Origin of the sequence: Oribacterium sp. WCC10, from assembly GCF_900113415.1 — a bacterium.
In the GTDB taxonomy this organism is placed as follows: domain Bacteria; phylum Bacillota; class Clostridia; order Lachnospirales; family Lachnospiraceae; genus Oribacterium.
The window spans coordinates 1-17,544 of record NZ_FOPH01000029.1 but is presented as its reverse complement, the minus strand read 5'-3'; the positions used below and the strand labels follow the sequence as shown (position 1 = coordinate 17,544).

Sequence of the window (17,544 nt, the reverse complement as noted above, 5' to 3'; positions counted from 1 at the left end):
GGAGCTTAGATCATGATACGTAAAGCAGTGAAATCGGACCTTGATGCAGTAGTAAATATCTATGATGAGATCCATCAGGCAGAGGAAGCAGGGATAATTTCTGTTGGGTGGATCAGGGGGATATATCCTGTAAAAGAGACGGCAGAAGAGGCTTTGAAAAGAGATGACCTTTTTGTTATTGAAAAGGACGGCATTGTCCTTGGTTCAGGAATCATAAATAAGGTTCAGATGGATATATATAATAATGTCAAATGGGAGCATGAGGTGGAAGATGATAAGGTGTGTGTGCTGCATACACTTGCAATATCACCTCGATCGGGAAAGATGGGACTCGGCAAGCAGTTTCTCGGATTTTATGAGGATTATGCATTACATAATGGTTGTTCCGAACTTAGGATAGATACAAACGAACGAAATATTATTGCACGAAAAATGTACAGTAAACTTGGATATAAAGAGCTTTCTATTTTACCTACAATCTATAACGGTTTACCCCATGTAAATCTTGTGTTGATGGAAAAATATATCGGAGGACATGCATGACTCTTTCTACAATTTTGTCTTTACTTATTACGGTTTTAGTATGCGGAATACTATATTACAGGATGCTAAAAAGGGAGATACCTAAATCTATTGGCTGGATACAGGCACTTGTTCCGGTTGCATTAGGGATGGCTACGATGGAAATCTCCGGATTTATAGGAGTTAAGCTCTTTTTTGCAAATGCGGCATTGAGGACCGAAGTTGATCAAATGCCTTCATTAATGGGTTCGGTTGTAAGTGCATTTATGGTCGCCGGCATGCCGGAAGAAGTTATCAAGTTTATTGCAATCATCTTGTTTGCCACAATCTTTAAACCAAGACTGAAAAACGTTTATGAATATATAGTTTTAGGAGCAGCTGTTGGATTTGGATTTACGATAATGGAAGAAATGGCATACTCAGGTGATGATACTTGGATGGAGATTATATATATGCTCCTTAGGAAGGTATCAGTTCCTGCTCATATGGCTCTTAATATGTTAATGGGCGAGTTTATCGGAATTGCAAAGTATAGGAAGGCTCTAAATAAAGGTTCGTTGGCCAGCCGTTATTTTATCGCTTTATTCGTTCCGATGCTTATACATACGCTGTATGATGCCTTCACAGCTTTAAACAGGCTTGTTGTAAACCCTGATAGCTTTGTCTCCGGAATTATATTGGTTCTGATAGGTTTTATAGGATTCCCGGTGTGGATCATATATATGCTGATAAGATACAAGAAAAAGACAGGAGAATTCTGCAGCATGAGTCTGTTGCCGGAATAGATTATAAATAAGCATAAGTTTGGATTTGGAGGTTTTGATATGAAGAAGTTATTGGTTTTTGTGGCTCTTTTGAGCTTACTTCTTCCAGGATGTAACAGAACACTAGTAGATACTACGTGGGCATATAAATATGCTGACATTAATGGCGTTGGAACCGTAGAAGTTTCTTCGTGGACAGATTATGAGAATTCGGACATGATTCAGATAAAGGCTTCCGACGGAACTGTATATCTTACACATTCAGTTAATGTGGTCCTTAGAACAAAATGATGAAGGATCGGAATAAGGAAAAAGGAAAGAGTATCGGATGATTTATAGCAAGAAGATAATTCTTAAAAATGGACAGGAAGCATTACTTAGGAATGGTGATGAGCCGGACGGTAAAGAAGTCTGTGACGTTTACAATAAAACCCATGCCGAAACTGATTTTATGATCGCATATCCCGATGAAAATTGTTTTGATCCTGAAAAAGAAGCTAAGTTTCTTTCAGATACGACGAAGAGTCCTAATGATATAGAGATTGTTGCTGTTGTAGATGACAAAATCGTAGGGACTGGAGGCATTCAAGCAATAGGAACAATACATAAGCTAAGACATCGTACTGACTTTGGGGTATGTGTACTTAAGGAATACTGGGGGATTGGCATTGGAAAAGCCATTTCGGAGGCTTGCATAGAATGCGCCAGAAACGCCGGATTCGTGCAGATTGAATTAAATGTTGTTTCGGACAATATAAAGGCAATTGAAATGTACAAAGCTATGGGCTTTGTGGAATTTGGACGTAATCCCAGGGGCTTTAATTCGAGGATAAGCGGATATCAGGAAGTGATTTCCATGTACAAGTGTCTTTAAATAATCATATCCTTACGGGGCGTTTACTATGGACAAGAAAGAAAAAGAGTTAAGCAAGTTCCTGAGTCTTATTCTTAGGCATAAACCGGAGACCATAGGTATAAGCCTTGATGAACATGGATGGGCAGATGTCGGGAAACTTATTGCCGGGATAGGAAAAACTCATAAGTTCGACAAGGAAATGCTTGAAAAGATAGTGGCAGAAGATGAAAAGAAGAGGTATTCGTTTAACGAGGATAAGACGCTTATTCGCGCAAATCAGGGGCATTCTATTAACGTGGATGTGGAACTAATAAAGACCATTCCTCCTGAAATCCTTTGGTACGGTACGGGCGAAAAGTATGTTGAGTCCATACTTGGGAAGGGACTTATCCCTAAATCAAGATTATACGTCCATTTGTCAAAAGACTATGAAACAGCGATCAAAGTAGGAAGCCGACATGGAAAACCTGTAGTATTCAAAGTGTATGCCGGAAGAATGGCAGAAAATAGTTTGAGAATAGCTGATGATTAGTATATCACACCTTGGGGACAGGTACCATGTACATTTTATGAACTGTTGTTAATAATTCTTTTACAGTACCTGACCCCAAGGTGTGGGAGGAGAAGGAAGAGGATGCTTTTGATATGGAAATGAAGAATTTACTGAGGCGGATAACAGATGATAGGGTAAAGGCAATATTTGTGGCACAGATAAAGGCAGTAGCAAATATTTAAAATTGTACAAAAAAATTTGTGTCAGATACACCGCATAGTCACACAAAAGTATCATCGATGATACTATGTTTAAAAAAACTGCGTACTTGTGAGGCTTTGTATATTTCCTATATCATATGCATTGTAACGAAGAGATATGTGTGAAATATAGGAGATACTAATAGATGAATACAATAATTGAAAAATTCATGGCACAGGTAAATGAGAATAAAGATGCTTTAGCAGTTTTTGATAATGAAAGAAATCTTAGCAGAAAGGAACAGCTTTTACTGGCAGATACAATAGCTGAAAGACTTCCCAAAGGATGCAAAAGAGTAGGTATAATGATGAATCATTCAGTTGAAATGATAGCATCAATATTTGCAGCATTGCGGGTTGGGGCAGCATATATACCTGTTGAACCATTTTTTCCAAAAGAAAGAATCAGATACATGATGGAAGAGGCTGAGGTGAGCGTGCTTATTACGAACAGAGAGTATGCAGACAGATTTCCCAAGTTAACAAATATAATTGTAGACAAAGGATTAGCTATAGAGGAAACAGCTGTATGTGATGCTGAATATGACGAAAGGGATTTGGCTTATATCCTTTATACATCAGGAACTACAGGGAAGCCCAAGGGTGTTTCTGTAACGAATGCAAATGTATGTCATTATGTGAGAGCATTTTGCAATGAGTTTCACCCAGCATGTGGCGATATAATGCTTCAGCATTCGGTATGTTCTTTTGACATATTTGTTGAAGAGGTATTTACAACTCTTTTATCAGGAGCAGCTCTGGCAATTCCTTCTGATGAAGAAAGAGCAGATGTTAAGAAGCTTATCGGATTTATCAAAAGAAATAATGTGACTATGCTTAGCGGCTTCCCATATCTTTTACAGGAAATCAATGACCTTCCAGAAATACCTAAGAGCCTGAGACTCCTCATAAGCGGCGGAGATGTTATAAGAGCTTCTTATGTAAAAAACCTTCTTGGAAAGGTGGAAGTTTACAATACTTATGGTCCTTCCGAGACCACAGTGTGCGCTTCTTATTGCAGATGCACAAAGGATAATGTCCTTGAAGATGGCACATTCCCTGTCGGAAAGTCTGTGCTTGGAACAGAGATCAAAGTCATGGATGAGGAAGGAAAAGAACTTCCGGATGGAGAAGTCGGAGAACTCTGTATCTTCGGAGGCGGAGTTTCTAACGGGTATATAGGAAACCGTTTTGAGGAGAATAAAGCATTTGTAAATACTGCAAACGGAAGAATGTATAAAAGCGGTGATCTTGGTTACTATCTGCCAGATGGCAACATTGCTTTTCTTCACAGAAAAGATACCCAGATAATGATTAATGGAAAAAGAGTTGAGGTGAGTGAAGTTGAAAATATCCTTACCAAGTCAGAGCTTATCAGACAGGCATATGTAGCACCAAAAGTTGATGACAATAATCTATCCTACATGGTTGCCTATGTGGTGCCGGAAAAAGAGAACGTCAAACTTACGGATATTACAGATTACATGAAGGATTATCTGACAGATTACATGATTCCGGAATATTTTGTTGAACTTAAGAGCCTTCCCCTTAATGCAAACGGTAAGGTTGATAAAACAGCACTCCCAAACGTTTTAAGGAAGGTGGCAGCGTGACAGATAATAATATAGCGTTAAAAGAGCTTAAGGCAGATGATATGGAACTTTTGCTTTCACTTAGAATGGAGGTTTTGTCAAATGTCTTTTTTCAGGAAAAAGAAAAGCTCTCGGATGCTGAGTGGAATGATATCAGAAAAGAAAATGAAGAATATTATCAGGAAGAGCTTAAAAAGGGCGGTCATGTGGCTTGTGCAATATATGTGTCAGGAGAACTGGCGGGATGTGGCGGAGTTTGCCTGTATAGAGAGATGCCATCTCCGGACAATAGCAGCGGTAAATGTGCCTATCTTATGAATATATATGTCAGGCAGGAGTACAGAAGGCAGGGACTGGCAAAGGAGATATGCAGATATCTTATAGAGAGGGCGGCAGAGAAAGGTGCTGAAAAGATCTATCTTGAGAGCTCCGATATGGCCGTTGAATTATACAGATCCCTTGGATTTGAAGACATGAATGGCTACATGAAATTAAATACGATAAAATAGATTTATGTAATATCGTAATTTTTGTTTGGAACGGAGGTAGTATATGTCACAAAAAAACGAAGACTATATGTCATATGATGAATATCTGGTAAGGGTTAAGGAAGGAATACTAACAAAGGATGGGCATTGCCCCGTTACACCTCTTCTTGAGATGCTCTCGGGGAGATGGAAATCACAGCTTATGTATGAACTTTGCATCTATGACAGTGTGAGATTCGGACAGCTAAAGAAAGACCTGTCGGGAATCACAAATACCATGCTTACTAAGAGCCTTAGGGAGCTTGAGGATGACGGTCTTGTTACAAGGGTCCAGTTTAATGAAGTCCCTCCTCATGTGGAGTACTCACTTTCTGATATGGGGAAAGATCTTTTCCCTGTGTTTTATTCAATCATGAACTGGGGCTTTAAACATGAAAAAGAGATATATGAAACAAAAGAGGATAAATGAAGGAAATGATAGCTGAGGGAAAGCATGTTTATTTATATGGTGACAGAGATGAGGCTGCTCCGCTTGTGATTATTAACACATTTCAGGGAAACGGTAGCAGCATTTACAGTGCGCTTTGCTCAATGACAGATAAGAAAGCGAATCTTGCTGTCATCAGTGACATTAATTGGGATGATGAGATGTCACCGTGGGAATGTCCGCCTTTAAGTAAAAATGACATTCCATGTACAGGGGGTGCAGATGAGTATCTTGTAAATCTGACAGGCACCATTATCCCGGCAATAAAGAAGGAACTTGCTGTTGAACCTGAATATATAGCTATAGCTGGTTATTCTCTGGCAGGGTTGTTTGCTATCTATAGCTTGTATAAGACGGATATATTTTCAAGAGTCGTAAGTGCATCGGGGTCCATGTGGTTTCCTGATTTTGTGGAATATGCCAGCAAAAATGATTTTGTGAGAAAGCCTGACAGGGTATATTTCTCTCTTGGAGATAAAGAGGCACGAACAAGAAATAACCTGCTAAGCACGGTTGAGGATAAAACTAAAGAGACTTATGAGCATTACAAAGACAGCGGTATAGATACGGTTTTTGAGTTGAATCCGGGAAATCACTTTAAGAATGCTGATATTCGGCTTGCTAAGGGAATCGCCTGGATTTTGTGACAGATGAGGTCATGAACTGGATTCATGAGAATCATCCGGAGCTTGATGAATTATATCATCAGATTTATTCAAAAAAGAGCAGGGAGTACTGGAGTGAGCTAGACATTAAGCTTCGGAAATATGCAGAAAAGAATCATATGCCTTACGTCAGGGATGATGATTCTAAAATGTCAGACTTTGGAGAGCCGCCTATCATGGCAAACTATTTTTATCATGAGGAGGTAAAAAAGTCAGCAAAAAAGAAATGAGTATAAGAGGTGACAATCAGTATGCATGATATCTGGAACCCCTGGCATGGGTGTATAAAATGCAGTGAGGGATGCCAAAACTGCTATATGTATTACCTGGACAGCCTAAGAGATAAAGACGGCTCGAATATTTACAGAACCAAAACAGGGTTTAAGTATCCATTGTCAAAAGATCGTCAGGGAAATTATAAAGTAAAAAGTGGAGAGATGCTAAGGGTATGCATGACCTCTGACTTCTTTTTAGAGGAAGCAGATGACTGGCGGGACGAAGCATGGTCTATTATAGAAAGACGACCTGATGTTAAATTTTTTCTACTTACAAAACGTCCTGATCGCGTAGCTGAGCATTTACCCTTTAATTGGGGTGGAGGTTGGGAAAACGTTTTTTTCAATGTGACATGCGAGAATCAGAAAAGAACTGATGAAAGAATACCTATATTACTGGAACTACCATTTAAGCATAAAGGAATCATGTGTGCACCTTTTATCGGACCTGTTTCTATAAGTAACTACCTTAAATATGGTCAGATTGAACAGGTGTTGTGTGATGGTGAAAATTATGGCGGAGCCAGACCCTGCCATTAACTTAGAAATAATATGATTATTTTCAGCCTTAATTAAGGTTAGTGTATTATTATACTAATCAGCGAATGGTAGCTCGCTTTATAAAATACTCCACTATTGAGAAAACATAATACCCCAAAGGAGAACAAGTATGATGAAGAAATTAAAGTCAGTTACTATTTTAATGTCTGTTTTCATGAGTGCCACATTAGCAGCTTGTAATAGTACAAGCATCCCATTAAGCAGTAGTGCCGAAACAAAGCTTACCATGGAAGCTATAAGTGATGTGGATGAGAACGAAAGCACTTATGAAGAAACAATTGAATCTGATACTCAGGAAGATGTCTCATTCGATGATAGTAAAGCCAGAGGTCCAATGGACAGAGGCGGAATGATGAGCACTTCAAATGATCCGGAGATTCAGGCGGTTCTTGATGAAAATTCTGAAAAATTCAAGCAGTTCACATATAATGATGAAACAACCGGCATCACACTAGATTACAGTCTTTATATCCCGGAAAACTATGACGAATCACAGAAGTATCCGCTTTTAGTGTACATTCCTGATTCAACAGGAGCCGGAAAAACTGCTTCCGAAATAGTTGAGGAATACTATGGAGCTACAGTCTGGGTTACTGATGAAGATCAGGCAAAACATGCATCATTTGTTCTTGTTCCTGCATTTTCTGAAACAGTAGTGAATGATAATTGGGATGTTTCTGAAGAAGTTAATGCTCTAGTAAACCTTCTCTCGCAGCTTCAGAAAGATTACTCAATAGACTCAGACAGACTCTATACAACAGGTCAGTCAATGGGCTGTATGACATCTCTCTATCTTAATAGCAAGTATCCTGATCTTTTTGCTGCAAGCTTGTTTGTATCCGGTCAGTGGGACATTTCTGTACTGGAACCTCTCGAGAATGAGACATTCTTCTATATGACAGCAGGAGGTGACGAACGTGCTTCAGGTGGACAGGATGAAGTAATGAAAATGCTTGATACAGATGGTGTAGAATACACTTATGGCACATGGAATGCACAGAACAGCGAAGATGAGCAGAACGCCGCAGTTGAAGAACTTCTGTCCGAAAATCTTCCGATCAATATGATTAGATTTGAAACCGGTACAGTATTTAAAGAAGGCCAAAGCGGAATGGAACATATGGCTTCATTTAACTATGCATATAAAATTTCAGCAGTAAGAGATTGGCTGTTTGAGCAATAATATATAGACCGCAATGATGCGAACATCGATAATGTCCACATCATTGGTGTCTACTTTTAGCTTACCGAATTATCTACATATTTTTTCTGCTATCATATCCGATAATGCATAAGGAATGATTTTATCCGGATTTGATGCAGGACTTATCCATTCATCTATTCTCTCTTTTGGCAGCATAAGGGGCATCCGATCATGGATTTTTGAGAGTTCTGTTGTAGGTTCTTTTAGAGATTAAAGAAGGCGGTAGAAGAAGCTGATGCTGTTGTGATCGGGGCAGGAGCAGGTCTTTCGACTTCCGCAGGATTTGTTTATAACGGTGAGAGCTTTGAGAAGCATTTTTCGGATTTCGGAAAGAAGTATGGATTTAAGGATATGTACTCCGGTGGGTTCTACCCTTATGAGATTTCGGAAGAGATGTGGGCTTACTGGTCGAAGTTCATCTTTGTAAACAGATATATGGATGCACCAAAGCCTGTTTATGAGCAGTTGCTTTCTTGGGTAAAGGATAAGGATTATTTTGTCATCACAACGAATGTGGATCATTGTTTCCAGAAGGCGGGTTTTGATAAGAATAGACTTTTTTATACCCAGGATGATTATGGGCTGTTCCAGTGCAGCGAACCGTGCTCGGATGTGACCTATGAAAATGAAGAGATGGTCAGAAACATGGTGGAGCAGCAAAAGGATATGAAGATTCCGAAGGATCTGATCCCGAAATGCCCGAAGTGTGGGAAGCCTTTTACTATGAATCTGAGATCGCAAAACAGCATGACATGATCATCAGACCGTGTGCTGAGGGAAATGATCTTGCATCATATGGTGCAGACTGTTCCGGCTGTATGACGGTAAAGACTTTTGAGACTGCTCTCCATGCAAGACTCGATGTTACTAAACGAAACAGGAATCAGAGGAACAATGAATGCGCCTGCCTTTTGGGTGCAGATATCGGAGCATATGATACCTGTGGACATCTTTGCAGGTACTGTTATGCCAATACGAATGCAGCACTTGTGAGAGAGAATATGACGAAGCACGATCCAAAGTCACCTTTCCTGATCGGGAACAGTCAGCCCGGTGATGTAATCCATGAGGCAGAGCAGAAAAGCTGGCTGGATCTGCAGATGAGACTGGAGATATGATGGTATATTATATCGGAAGATAAAACGATAACGGATGGTAAAGTAAAATCTGATATTGGAGATGGAACCCCAAATACAGTGGTTATGAGAGAAATCTTGTAGCCGCTATTTTTTTACAAAATAATAACTTGACACTGTGTCAGAATGCCGATACAATTTATGTTGACACGATGTCAGAATAAAAATATAGGGAGGAAGGATATGCCAAAAGGATCACCGGAAAGAACGGCAGCAAGGAAAGAAGAGATAATAAGTGCCTGTGAGAAATTGTATCAGACCATGAGTTTCAAGGACATTACCCTTAAGGAGATTGGAAGCGAGACATCATTTTCAAGACCGACCATCTACAACTACTTTCAGACGAAGGAAGAGATTTTTCTGGCACTTTATGAACGCGAGTATGATCGCTGGAATATAGAACTGACAGACATACTAGAGAATAATGATACTCTTACGAAGGAGCAGATAGCTGAAAAAATTGCATCCTCGATAGCAAACAGACAGCAGCTTTTAAAGCTTCTTTCCATGAACAACTATGATATGGAAGCAAACAGCAGAACCGAGCTTCTTACCTCTTTCAAGGTGGCTTATGGAGAGTCCATGAAGAACGTATGCAGGATTCTTACTAAGTTCTGCCCGGAGAAAACGGTCCAGGACATCCAGGATTTCATATATGTTTTCTTCCCGTTTATGTTTGGAATATATCCCTACACTACCGTAACGGATAAACAGCGGGATGCAATGAAGCAGGCAAATGTGGACTATGTATACCAGTCCATTTTTGAGATAACCAATAACTGTCTGCTGAAGCTTTTATAAAGTGAGGCGGACCGATACAAAACAACAAAGTTAAGGAGGATAACTACAATGGCAAATTTACCTAAAATCGCTCTTGGTGCATGGGCATGGGGCAATGATGGAACTTTTGGAAACAATCTGACAGCAGAGAGTCTGAAACCTATTTTTGATACTGCAATGGAAAATGGGCTTAATCTCTGGGATACAGCCTATGCATATGGCATGGGAACATCAGAGAAGGTGCTTGCAGGATTTCTTAAAGGACTGCCAAGGGAGTCCTATCTTATTTCCGATAAATTCACTCCACAGTGTGCTGATGCAACTTCAGCTACTGCGATGAAGGATATGATCGAGATGCAGCTTGGTCTTATGGACCTCGATCGATTTGACGTTTATTGGATTCACAATGTGTCCGGGGCTCCCAAGTGGACAGAAGAGCTTGCTAAGTTTTTCGAGGGAAAAGACAATGTTCCTCTCCTCGGAGTATCAAATCATAATCTGGCAGAGATCAAGCAGGCAAATGAAATCCTTAAGGCTCACGGACTTAAGCTCTCAGCAGTACAGAATCATTACAGCCTTATCAACAGATCATCAGAAGATTCGGGAATTCTGGATTACTGTAAGGAAAATGATATCCACTTCTTTGCATATATGGTTCTTGAGCAGGGAGCATTATCCGGAAAGTATGATACAAAACATCCTATGCCGGAAGGATCAGCAAGGGCAGAGACCTATAACCCTGTACTTGATAAGCTGGAAATATTAAACGGTGAACTGAAAAAGCTTGCTGATAAGTATGGCGTAGGTATGGCACAGATTCCTGTAGCATGGGCAATTGCAAAGGGTACTCTTCCGATTATCGGAGTGACAAAGGAAAACCAGGTACTTGATGCAGTAAAGGCAGCAAATATCACACTTACAGAAGAGGAAGTATCCTCACTTGAAAAAGTGGCTGACAATCTTGAACTTAATGTAATTCGTTTTTGGGAAAAGGAGATGAAATAATATGGCAAAGAAAAATATCGGAGCAACACTGGCATTATATCCATGCCCTGTAATCGTGGTTGGGGCAATGGTAAATGATAAACCCACATGGACCCTGGTGGCACATGCAGGAACTGTGGCACACAGCCATCTGATGGTGTCTCTGGTACAGGTTCACTATATCAATAAGGGTATCCGTGAGAATAAAAAGCTTTCCGTAAATGTGGTAGATGAGTCATGGCTTGCAAAGGCAGATAAGATGGGAACAATCAGCGGAAACAAAGAGGATAAGTCTGAGGCTTTTGCCTGGACAATGGGCGAAAATGGAGTTCCTCTTATTGACGAGGCTAAAGTTTCAATTGAATGTGAAGTTGATGGCAACTATGAACTGGAGAACTTCGACCACTTTATCTGCAAGATCCTCGCCACTTATGCTGATGAAGCAGTTTTAAACGAGCAGGGCAAGATTGATTACCATACCTTTAAGCCGGTACTGTTTGAATTCCCGACCTACGAGTATTTTGTTACCGGAGAAAAGGTCGGAAACTGTGGAAAGATGAACTGATTTTTCAAGTCTCTGGCCTACAAAGGTCAGAGGCTTGTTTTGTATAAGAAGAAAGGATAGAAAATGGCAGGAAAAACTTTAGTAGCTGTGTTTTCAGGAAGAGGTGTAGGAAGAAGTGATGAAGAACTTCATAAGAATGTAAAGGGTGATGTGAAGTGGGAAAAAGGTACACAGATTAACCGCCCTGATGAAGCCATCATTAAAAAGTGGCTTGATGAAGTACTGTAAACGGAAAGGAGTCAGGCAATGAAATATACAAAACTTGGAAATTCTGATTTGAATGTATCCCGTATCTGTATGGGCTGTATGGGATTTGGTGATGCCCAAAAAGGACAGCATAGCTGGACGATTGATGAGGAACATTCCAGAGAAATTATAAAGAGAGGTCTTGATCTTGGAGTTAATTTCTATGATACGGCGATAGCATACCAGAGCGGAACCAGTGAGCAGTACGTAGGACGTGCACTTAGAGATTTTTCAAAGCGCAAGGATGTGGTTGTTGCGACTAAATTTCTTCCGAGAACACCGGAAGAGATTGAAAAAGGAGTTAGTGGTCAGCAGCATATAGAAAATATGATAAATACAAGCCTTCAAAATCTTGGAATGGACTATGTGGATCTGTATATCTATCACATGTGGGACTGGAATACAGATATCTACGATATCATGGATGGCTTAAATCGCATCGTGAAAGCAGGCAAGGCAAGGTATATCGGCATTTCAAACTGTTTTGCATGGCAGATTGCAAAGGCTAATGCTCTGGCAGAAAAAGAAGGCTTTGCAAAGTTTGTTTCAATCCAGGGACATTATAATCTGATCTTCCGTGAAGAAGAGCGTGAGATGGTGCCTTATTGTGAAGAAGAGAATATCGCACTGACTCCTTATAGCGCATTGGCAAGCGGAAGGCTTTCCAGAAAGGCGGGCGAAGGGGATACCAAAAGAGCTGTTGAGGATGTATATGCGAAGTTTAAGTATAATGCTACAGCGGATCAGGATGCTGTGATAATAAACCGTGTGGCAGAACTTGCCGAGAAACACGGTGTGACCATGACAGAAGTATCCTTGGCATGGCTCCTTACCAGGGTGACGTCTCCTGTGGTAGGTGCGACCAAGCTGCATCATATAGAAGGGGCAGCAAAGGCTGTGGACATTGAACTTACGGATGATGAACTGAAGTATCTCGAAGAGCCATATGTGCCACATCCGCTTGCAGGTGTTATGGCACAGAATAAGAGAAGTGATGCTTCAAAGAAACATGTATGGTCTACCGGAGACCAGAAAATTGGAAAGTGAGGTAAAACGCAATGAGCGAGAAAATTGTACAGACAGCAGGAAGAGATCAGCTTGGTGAGTTTGCTCCGATGTTTGCACACTTAAATGATGATGTACTCTTTGGTGAAGTGTGGAATGAGGAAGCGATTGATGTTAAGACCAAATGCATTATTACAGTGGTTTCACTTATGGCATCAGGCATCACAGACTCATCGCTTTCATATCACCTTCAGAATGCGAAGGCTCACGGAGTCACAAAGGAAGAGATTGCAGCCATCATAACCCATGCCACCATGTATGTAGGATGGCCAAAGGGATGGGCAGTATTTCGTCTTGCAAAGGAAGTATGGAATGAAGAAGTACCAGAGCTGACAGAAAAGGACAGGTATCAAAATTCGATTTTCTTCCCTATCGGAGATCCGAACCCCTATGGAGAGTTCTTTGTTGGGCAAAGCTTCCTCGCTCCTGTTTCAACTGAGCAGGTGCCTGTCTTCAATGTAACTTTTGAGCCGGGATGCCGTAATAACTGGCACATCCATCATGCAAAGAATGGTGGCGGTCAGATGCTGATCTGCATCGGTGGAAGAGGATATTATCAGGAATGGGGTAAAGATGCGATTGAGATGACACCCGGTAAAGTAATAAACATTCCTGCTGAAGTAAAACACTGGCATGGAGCAGCACCGGATTCATGGTTCTCACATCTTGCAATCGAGGTTGCCGGGGAGGAAACAAGCAACGATTGGCTGGAAGCTGTATCGGATGAAGACTATGGCAAATTATCATAAATGGTTAACAGGAGGAAACAAAAGATGTTTAATACTACGAGCACATTATCAAATGGTGTTGTTGTTCCGCAGCTTGCACTTGGAACATGGCTTATAGATAACGATAAAATTTGAGCGGTAAGGACAGTGATTATTGTCAGATTGGTTATGGAACAAACCCGGATGGAATGGGTTTCGTTTGTAATGAGACCTATATGTCCGGAGTTGCTCCTGAAATGCTTGATTGGTGGTTTCCTTGGCATAGTGTAGGTTCTGATCTAAGATATAAAATTTGGGATCCTGAAGATCATTATTTTGCAAGAGCTGATAGAGCTGATTATGTGGTTGACCCTTCAGTTCCGATTAATCAAAAAACATGGAATGTAAGTCATTACATCTTGGAAGATACAGGTTTTGGTCCGGATTTCATTAAACTCAACTTTAAAAGACCAAGAGACTTTGGATATGATGAATCTTTGATCGGAACCGAAAAATGTGCATCTATGGTATGTGCCATTGGAGAAGGGAATTGTGCTGCTGCTATGACTCACAAATGGTATCCACACAAGGATGGTGTAATGCTATGTTCAAGATTTTGGATTGGAGTAAAAATGTCCGAAAGTGGCGAGCTTATAAAAGGTTTGCCTGACGGTATTAGCGTTCCTGAACAGGTTTCAAAGAATCTTTATGCCCATAATATAAAAGAATTTACTAACTTAGCTTCTTTCCTTCCACAATTGTATTACGATAATAAAGATAATTTCTAACCCCCAAAATTGTCAGTAGGGGGCTAAAGAGTTCTCTACTGACACAATGTAAAAAGCAAGTAGAAACATACATGGACAGCATTAAAAAAATGGAATGATTGATGTTCTGGAGGTGTAAAGAAGTTTTTAGAAAGCTTAATGCACTTGCGCATGAACTCTATAACACATATTTTTACTGTAAAAACAAACAAAATTATTATAATATTGTATAGGTGTATATTACTGTTTTGTAGATTTTATTTAAAATGAACAAAACCTTACAGAGCCAGTAATAGCAGGGGGCATGGGTCAAAATAATTTTGTTTAAAATTTTTTGGTTTTATTTTTAAAATTCTTTAGAGCTGCCTGTAATAATTGTAGGCGGCTTTTTTGAAGATTGAGATCGTTATGACCAATGGTAAAGTAGCTGTGACCGCTCCGTTTTATCTCACAAAGCTTCTGATACCTGTATTGTCAGACGGAGCATGTATAATCAATATTTCTTCATCCCGTGACAGGATGAGTCAGCCTCAGACTGAAAGCTATACTGCAGCAAAAGGCGGAATAGCTGCATTAACACATGCCCTAGCAATCAGCCTTGCAGGAAAAGCTGGAATGTGATTGTGAGTGGTACTATCGTGGAACAATGACAGGGGATGGAAATCCACGTCATCCGTCATACATTAAGAGCGGAGATGAGTATAAGTGGTTTCCTGTGTGTGATTATGCGGCTAATTGGAGATATGCGGATGTCTATTTCTGATAATGTTAGGATACGTAAAGCAAATAAATCTGACCTTGATGCAGTGGTAAATATTTATGATGAAATCCATAAGACAGAGGAAGAAGGGATAATATCTGTTGGATGGATCAGGGGAATATATCCTGTAAAAGAAACGGCGGAAGAGGCTTTGAAAAGAGAGGACCTTTTTATTATTGAAAAGGACGGTATTGTGCTTGGCTCAGGTATAATAAATAAAATCCAGGTGGACGTATATAAGAAAACTAAATGGGAGCATGAGGCGGAAGACGATAAAGTATGTGTACTCCACACGCTCACCATATCTCCCATGGCTGGAAAGCAAGGACTGGGGAAAGAGTTTATAAAGTTCTATGAAAACTATGCATTGGAAAACGGCTGCTCAGAACTTCGGATAGATACTAACGAACGAAATATGGCAGCACGAAAAATGTACAGTAAACTTGGTTATAAAGAGGTTGCCATTGTGCCTACAGTTTTTAATGGTATACCTGATGTTAATCTTGTTCTGCTGGAGAAATACTTAGGGCAAAACGCGTAAGGAAAAAGGATAGTATGAACATTAGAAAAGTTGTAAAAGAAGATCTTAACAGGATAATGGGAATATATGCTTCTTGCGGCGAAAAGCGTAGGGGTTGAAAGCTGCTGGGTGAATTTCTTTGATCCTGACAAGGTAAAGGAGGCTTTCAATCTGCCGGAGAACGAAAATGTATTAACATTTGTAGATCTTGGATATGCAGCTGATGGTGCGGGACCTTTGGCAAATCATGACAGTCGAAAATCTTTGGAAGAGACTGTGAGCTATATTTAAAACAGGCATTGTTTTCAGAATATGCGTAGTGCAAGAATAACGGTGGTATAAAACATGATTAAAAAAATAATTGGTGTAGTGTTGATACTCACAGGCGGATTCTTTACGTTTGCAGCCGCAAAAGCTGTTTTAACTAATCCTTCGACTATGAATCAGCTGGAAGAAGCTCCGTTCATAACGGACGGCAAGGTGGATCCGGCCAATGAGGGAAAAGATGTTATATTGCTGGTATCAACTGATTTAATAGAGAATGCGGAAGATTACGAACTTGGTCTGAGATTTGAATATCCGGTGATCCACCGTGAAGTTGAAGAACTGAAATATGACGGTGTAGATCAGATCAAATGGGAACGTTTATATAGTTTTAACGATGAAGAAGAATTAACTGATGAGGTTTTCTTCGGAAACATAACCGGTCTTGAGTACGAGGTTGACAGCAGTTTGTTGATCAGTCTTGGAGGAAATTCAAAACAACTTCAAAGAGCTGATTACAATAATGAGGATCTTCAGGCTCTTTTTGATGAAATTCAGGGTCTTCGTGCCGAAGAATATAATGATGTGCTCTATATAACAGACACTGATTCCAGGTATTTTAAAAACTGCGATGGGAAAAAGGCTTCTGATTCATTGTGGAATGATTATTCCGAACAGGTAGGTGCCATAAAGATAAGCTACCGTGGAACCGTAGTTGATAATATTGATTCAATTGCCCTTGTTGGCAAACAGGTAGGTAATCGACTTGAAAAATCCGATGATATCGATTCTATATCATGTTTTGAGAATATTCATAGTAAAGAGGAGCTTATGAAATCGTATAAGAAAACTTCTGCTTCTGGCATTGGATTTGGTTTAATTGTGAGTTTAGCTTTATTGTTGTCTGGGGTATTCCTTGTTGTTAAGAGTTAACCTGAAAAATCGGATGTCTTTTATGATCGGAGGCAGCATAGGAGCTTTTTTGGGAATGCACTTCTTTCATCATAAAACCAGACACTGGTATTTCAGATACGGTATCCCTGTCATAATGATCTTGCAGATCATAATAATTGCAGTTTTGGGAGCAAAATATTTATAGATATAGTACTGTAGGTTTTGTTGGGATCACCGATCTCACCCGTTTGCCCTGAGAAAGTTTTTGATATTTTCAACAGTTCTTTTTTCCAGGTCTTTGAGTGTGGTTATCTCTTTTTCGGAAAGTCCCTGATATCTAAGGGTGTCATAATCCTTTAAAGCTTCATCAAGCTGATCTTCTATGCGTTTTGCGTCATCTAAAACATAGTATGCGCGGTATCTTTCCGAGAAGGAGGCATTGGCATCATCCTGGGTAGGACGAATGCTTTTTATGAAATGTCTTGATTTCATTTTCTGAAGGGATGCAACAACCGTAACAAGCGGAAGTCTGGTGTAATCCATTACCATCTTTTCAGTCACCGGGCTTCCTGTCAGGTGCATGTAAAGCAGTATCCGCACATCCTCAAACTTTAGATCATTCTGTAAAGAAATGGGATTAAGATAGTATTCAATAAGCTTATCCTTGTAATAGTTGTCGGAAAAAACAG

The 17,544-nt window shown here is 40.0% G+C and carries 26 protein-coding genes and 2 pseudogenes; 26 read left to right on the top strand and 2 right to left on the bottom strand.

Going from position 1 to position 17,544, the window contains the following annotated elements:
- The first annotated feature begins 12 nt into the window (after window positions 1-12).
- From BM294_RS14615 to BM294_RS14560, 12 genes are all read left to right on the top strand, one after another.
- On the top strand, window positions 13-543 hold the full coding sequence (locus tag BM294_RS14615; protein ID WP_242944555.1) for a GNAT family N-acetyltransferase: 531 nt from the start codon (window positions 13-15) through the stop codon (window positions 541-543).
- On the top strand, window positions 540-1,307 hold the full coding sequence (locus BM294_RS14610) for a PrsW family glutamic-type intramembrane protease (protein ID WP_091209716.1): 768 nt from the start codon (window positions 540-542) through the stop codon (window positions 1,305-1,307). Before BM294_RS14615 ends, BM294_RS14610 begins: the two co-directional genes overlap by 4 nt.
- Before the next feature lie 39 nt (window positions 1,308-1,346).
- Entirely contained in the window at window positions 1,347-1,577 is a 231-nt protein-coding gene (locus BM294_RS14605) for a hypothetical protein (protein WP_091209715.1), read from the top strand.
- 37 nt (window positions 1,578-1,614) lie between these two features.
- Window positions 1,615-2,160, top strand: a complete 546-nt coding sequence (locus tag BM294_RS14600) for a GNAT family N-acetyltransferase (protein ID WP_091209713.1) — start codon at window positions 1,615-1,617, stop codon at window positions 2,158-2,160.
- 28 nt (window positions 2,161-2,188) lie between these two features.
- Entirely contained in the window at window positions 2,189-2,674 is a 486-nt protein-coding gene (locus BM294_RS14595) for an RNA 2'-phosphotransferase (protein ID WP_091209711.1), read from the top strand.
- 367 nt (window positions 2,675-3,041) lie between these two features.
- Complete coding sequence (locus tag BM294_RS14590; RefSeq protein WP_091209709.1) at window positions 3,042-4,508, top strand: amino acid adenylation domain-containing protein; 1,467 nt, start codon at window positions 3,042-3,044, stop codon at window positions 4,506-4,508.
- Window positions 4,505-4,996 (top strand): GNAT family N-acetyltransferase, encoded by a 492-nt coding sequence (locus BM294_RS14585; protein WP_242944554.1) that lies wholly within the window; start codon window positions 4,505-4,507, stop codon window positions 4,994-4,996. The genes BM294_RS14590 and BM294_RS14585 overlap by 4 nt, the downstream gene beginning before the upstream one ends.
- 43 nt (window positions 4,997-5,039) lie before the next feature.
- A complete protein-coding gene (locus BM294_RS14580; protein WP_242944553.1) occupies window positions 5,040-5,444 on the top strand; it encodes a winged helix-turn-helix transcriptional regulator in 405 nt (134 codons plus the stop codon).
- The gene (locus BM294_RS14575; protein ID WP_091209707.1) at window positions 5,441-6,109 is read left to right on the top strand and encodes an alpha/beta hydrolase; all 669 of its coding nucleotides are present in this window, start codon (window positions 5,441-5,443) and stop codon (window positions 6,107-6,109) included. Before BM294_RS14580 ends, BM294_RS14575 begins: the two co-directional genes overlap by 4 nt.
- Before the next feature lie 11 nt (window positions 6,110-6,120).
- Window positions 6,121-6,357: a radical SAM protein gene (locus tag BM294_RS14570; protein ID WP_175494717.1), complete on the top strand. Its 237-nt coding sequence runs from the start codon at window positions 6,121-6,123 to the stop codon at window positions 6,355-6,357.
- A 21-nt stretch (window positions 6,358-6,378) separates the two neighbouring features.
- Complete coding sequence (locus BM294_RS14565; protein WP_242944552.1) at window positions 6,379-6,942, top strand: DUF5131 family protein; 564 nt, start codon at window positions 6,379-6,381, stop codon at window positions 6,940-6,942.
- 130 nt (window positions 6,943-7,072) lie between these two features.
- Complete coding sequence (locus BM294_RS14560; protein ID WP_091209705.1) at window positions 7,073-8,146, top strand: carboxylesterase family protein; 1,074 nt, start codon at window positions 7,073-7,075, stop codon at window positions 8,144-8,146.
- Between the two features lie 69 nt (window positions 8,147-8,215).
- Here the strand turns inward: BM294_RS14560 and BM294_RS15740 are convergent.
- Window positions 8,216-8,356: pseudogene (locus tag BM294_RS15740) on the bottom strand (SOS response-associated peptidase family protein); the annotation flags it as partial.
- An 18-nt stretch (window positions 8,357-8,374) separates the two neighbouring features.
- On the opposite strand from BM294_RS15740, the pseudogene BM294_RS14555 reads away from it, so the two are divergent.
- The 14 genes and pseudogenes from BM294_RS14555 to BM294_RS14495 all read left to right on the top strand — a co-directional run.
- A pseudogene (locus BM294_RS14555) lies at window positions 8,375-8,914 on the top strand (SIR2 family NAD-dependent protein deacylase); the annotation flags it as partial.
- Window positions 8,915-8,919: 5 nt separating this feature from the next.
- Window positions 8,920-9,285 carry a DUF1848 family protein gene (locus tag BM294_RS14550; protein WP_242944550.1) on the top strand — a complete coding sequence of 122 codons (366 nt, stop codon included), beginning with the start codon at window positions 8,920-8,922 and terminating at the stop codon, window positions 9,283-9,285.
- Window positions 9,286-9,486: 201 nt separating this feature from the next.
- Window positions 9,487-10,104, top strand: a complete 618-nt coding sequence (locus tag BM294_RS14545) for a TetR/AcrR family transcriptional regulator (RefSeq protein WP_091209703.1) — start codon at window positions 9,487-9,489, stop codon at window positions 10,102-10,104.
- A 48-nt stretch (window positions 10,105-10,152) separates the two neighbouring features.
- The gene (locus BM294_RS14540) at window positions 10,153-11,088 is read left to right on the top strand and encodes an aldo/keto reductase (RefSeq protein ID WP_091209702.1); all 936 of its coding nucleotides are present in this window, start codon (window positions 10,153-10,155) and stop codon (window positions 11,086-11,088) included.
- A 1-nt stretch (window position 11,089) separates the two neighbouring features.
- Window positions 11,090-11,632 carry a flavin reductase family protein gene (locus tag BM294_RS14535; RefSeq protein WP_091209700.1) on the top strand — a complete coding sequence of 181 codons (543 nt, stop codon included), beginning with the start codon at window positions 11,090-11,092 and terminating at the stop codon, window positions 11,630-11,632.
- Between the two features lie 63 nt (window positions 11,633-11,695).
- The gene (locus BM294_RS16065) at window positions 11,696-11,860 is read left to right on the top strand and encodes a hypothetical protein (RefSeq protein WP_175494715.1); all 165 of its coding nucleotides are present in this window, start codon (window positions 11,696-11,698) and stop codon (window positions 11,858-11,860) included.
- 18 nt (window positions 11,861-11,878) lie between these two features.
- Window positions 11,879-12,925 (top strand): aldo/keto reductase, encoded by a 1,047-nt coding sequence (locus tag BM294_RS14530; protein WP_091209698.1) that lies wholly within the window; start codon window positions 11,879-11,881, stop codon window positions 12,923-12,925.
- Between the two features lie 11 nt (window positions 12,926-12,936).
- On the top strand, window positions 12,937-13,692 hold the full coding sequence (locus BM294_RS14525; RefSeq protein WP_091209697.1) for a carboxymuconolactone decarboxylase family protein: 756 nt from the start codon (window positions 12,937-12,939) through the stop codon (window positions 13,690-13,692).
- 110 nt (window positions 13,693-13,802) lie between these two features.
- Window positions 13,803-14,438 carry a DAPG hydrolase family protein gene (locus tag BM294_RS14520; protein ID WP_255407210.1) on the top strand — a complete coding sequence of 212 codons (636 nt, stop codon included), beginning with the start codon at window positions 13,803-13,805 and terminating at the stop codon, window positions 14,436-14,438.
- A 369-nt stretch (window positions 14,439-14,807) separates the two neighbouring features.
- On the top strand, window positions 14,808-15,038 hold the full coding sequence (locus tag BM294_RS14515; RefSeq protein ID WP_330389891.1) for an SDR family oxidoreductase: 231 nt from the start codon (window positions 14,808-14,810) through the stop codon (window positions 15,036-15,038).
- Window positions 15,039-15,166: 128 nt separating this feature from the next.
- Window positions 15,167-15,718, top strand: a complete 552-nt coding sequence (locus tag BM294_RS14510) for a GNAT family N-acetyltransferase (protein WP_091209695.1) — start codon at window positions 15,167-15,169, stop codon at window positions 15,716-15,718.
- 66 nt (window positions 15,719-15,784) lie between these two features.
- Window positions 15,785-15,988 (top strand): nitroreductase family protein, encoded by a 204-nt coding sequence (locus BM294_RS14505; protein WP_091209692.1) that lies wholly within the window; start codon window positions 15,785-15,787, stop codon window positions 15,986-15,988.
- Window positions 15,989-16,042: 54 nt separating this feature from the next.
- On the top strand, window positions 16,043-16,894 hold the full coding sequence (locus tag BM294_RS14500) for a hypothetical protein (RefSeq protein ID WP_091209690.1): 852 nt from the start codon (window positions 16,043-16,045) through the stop codon (window positions 16,892-16,894).
- 13 nt (window positions 16,895-16,907) lie between these two features.
- On the top strand, window positions 16,908-17,060 hold the full coding sequence (locus BM294_RS14495) for a DUF1294 domain-containing protein (protein ID WP_091209688.1): 153 nt from the start codon (window positions 16,908-16,910) through the stop codon (window positions 17,058-17,060).
- A 35-nt stretch (window positions 17,061-17,095) separates the two neighbouring features.
- Here the strand turns inward: BM294_RS14495 and BM294_RS16060 are convergent.
- Window positions 17,096-17,544 (bottom strand): hypothetical protein (locus tag BM294_RS16060; RefSeq protein ID WP_175494714.1); only part of this gene is annotated, 449 nt, incomplete at its 5' end.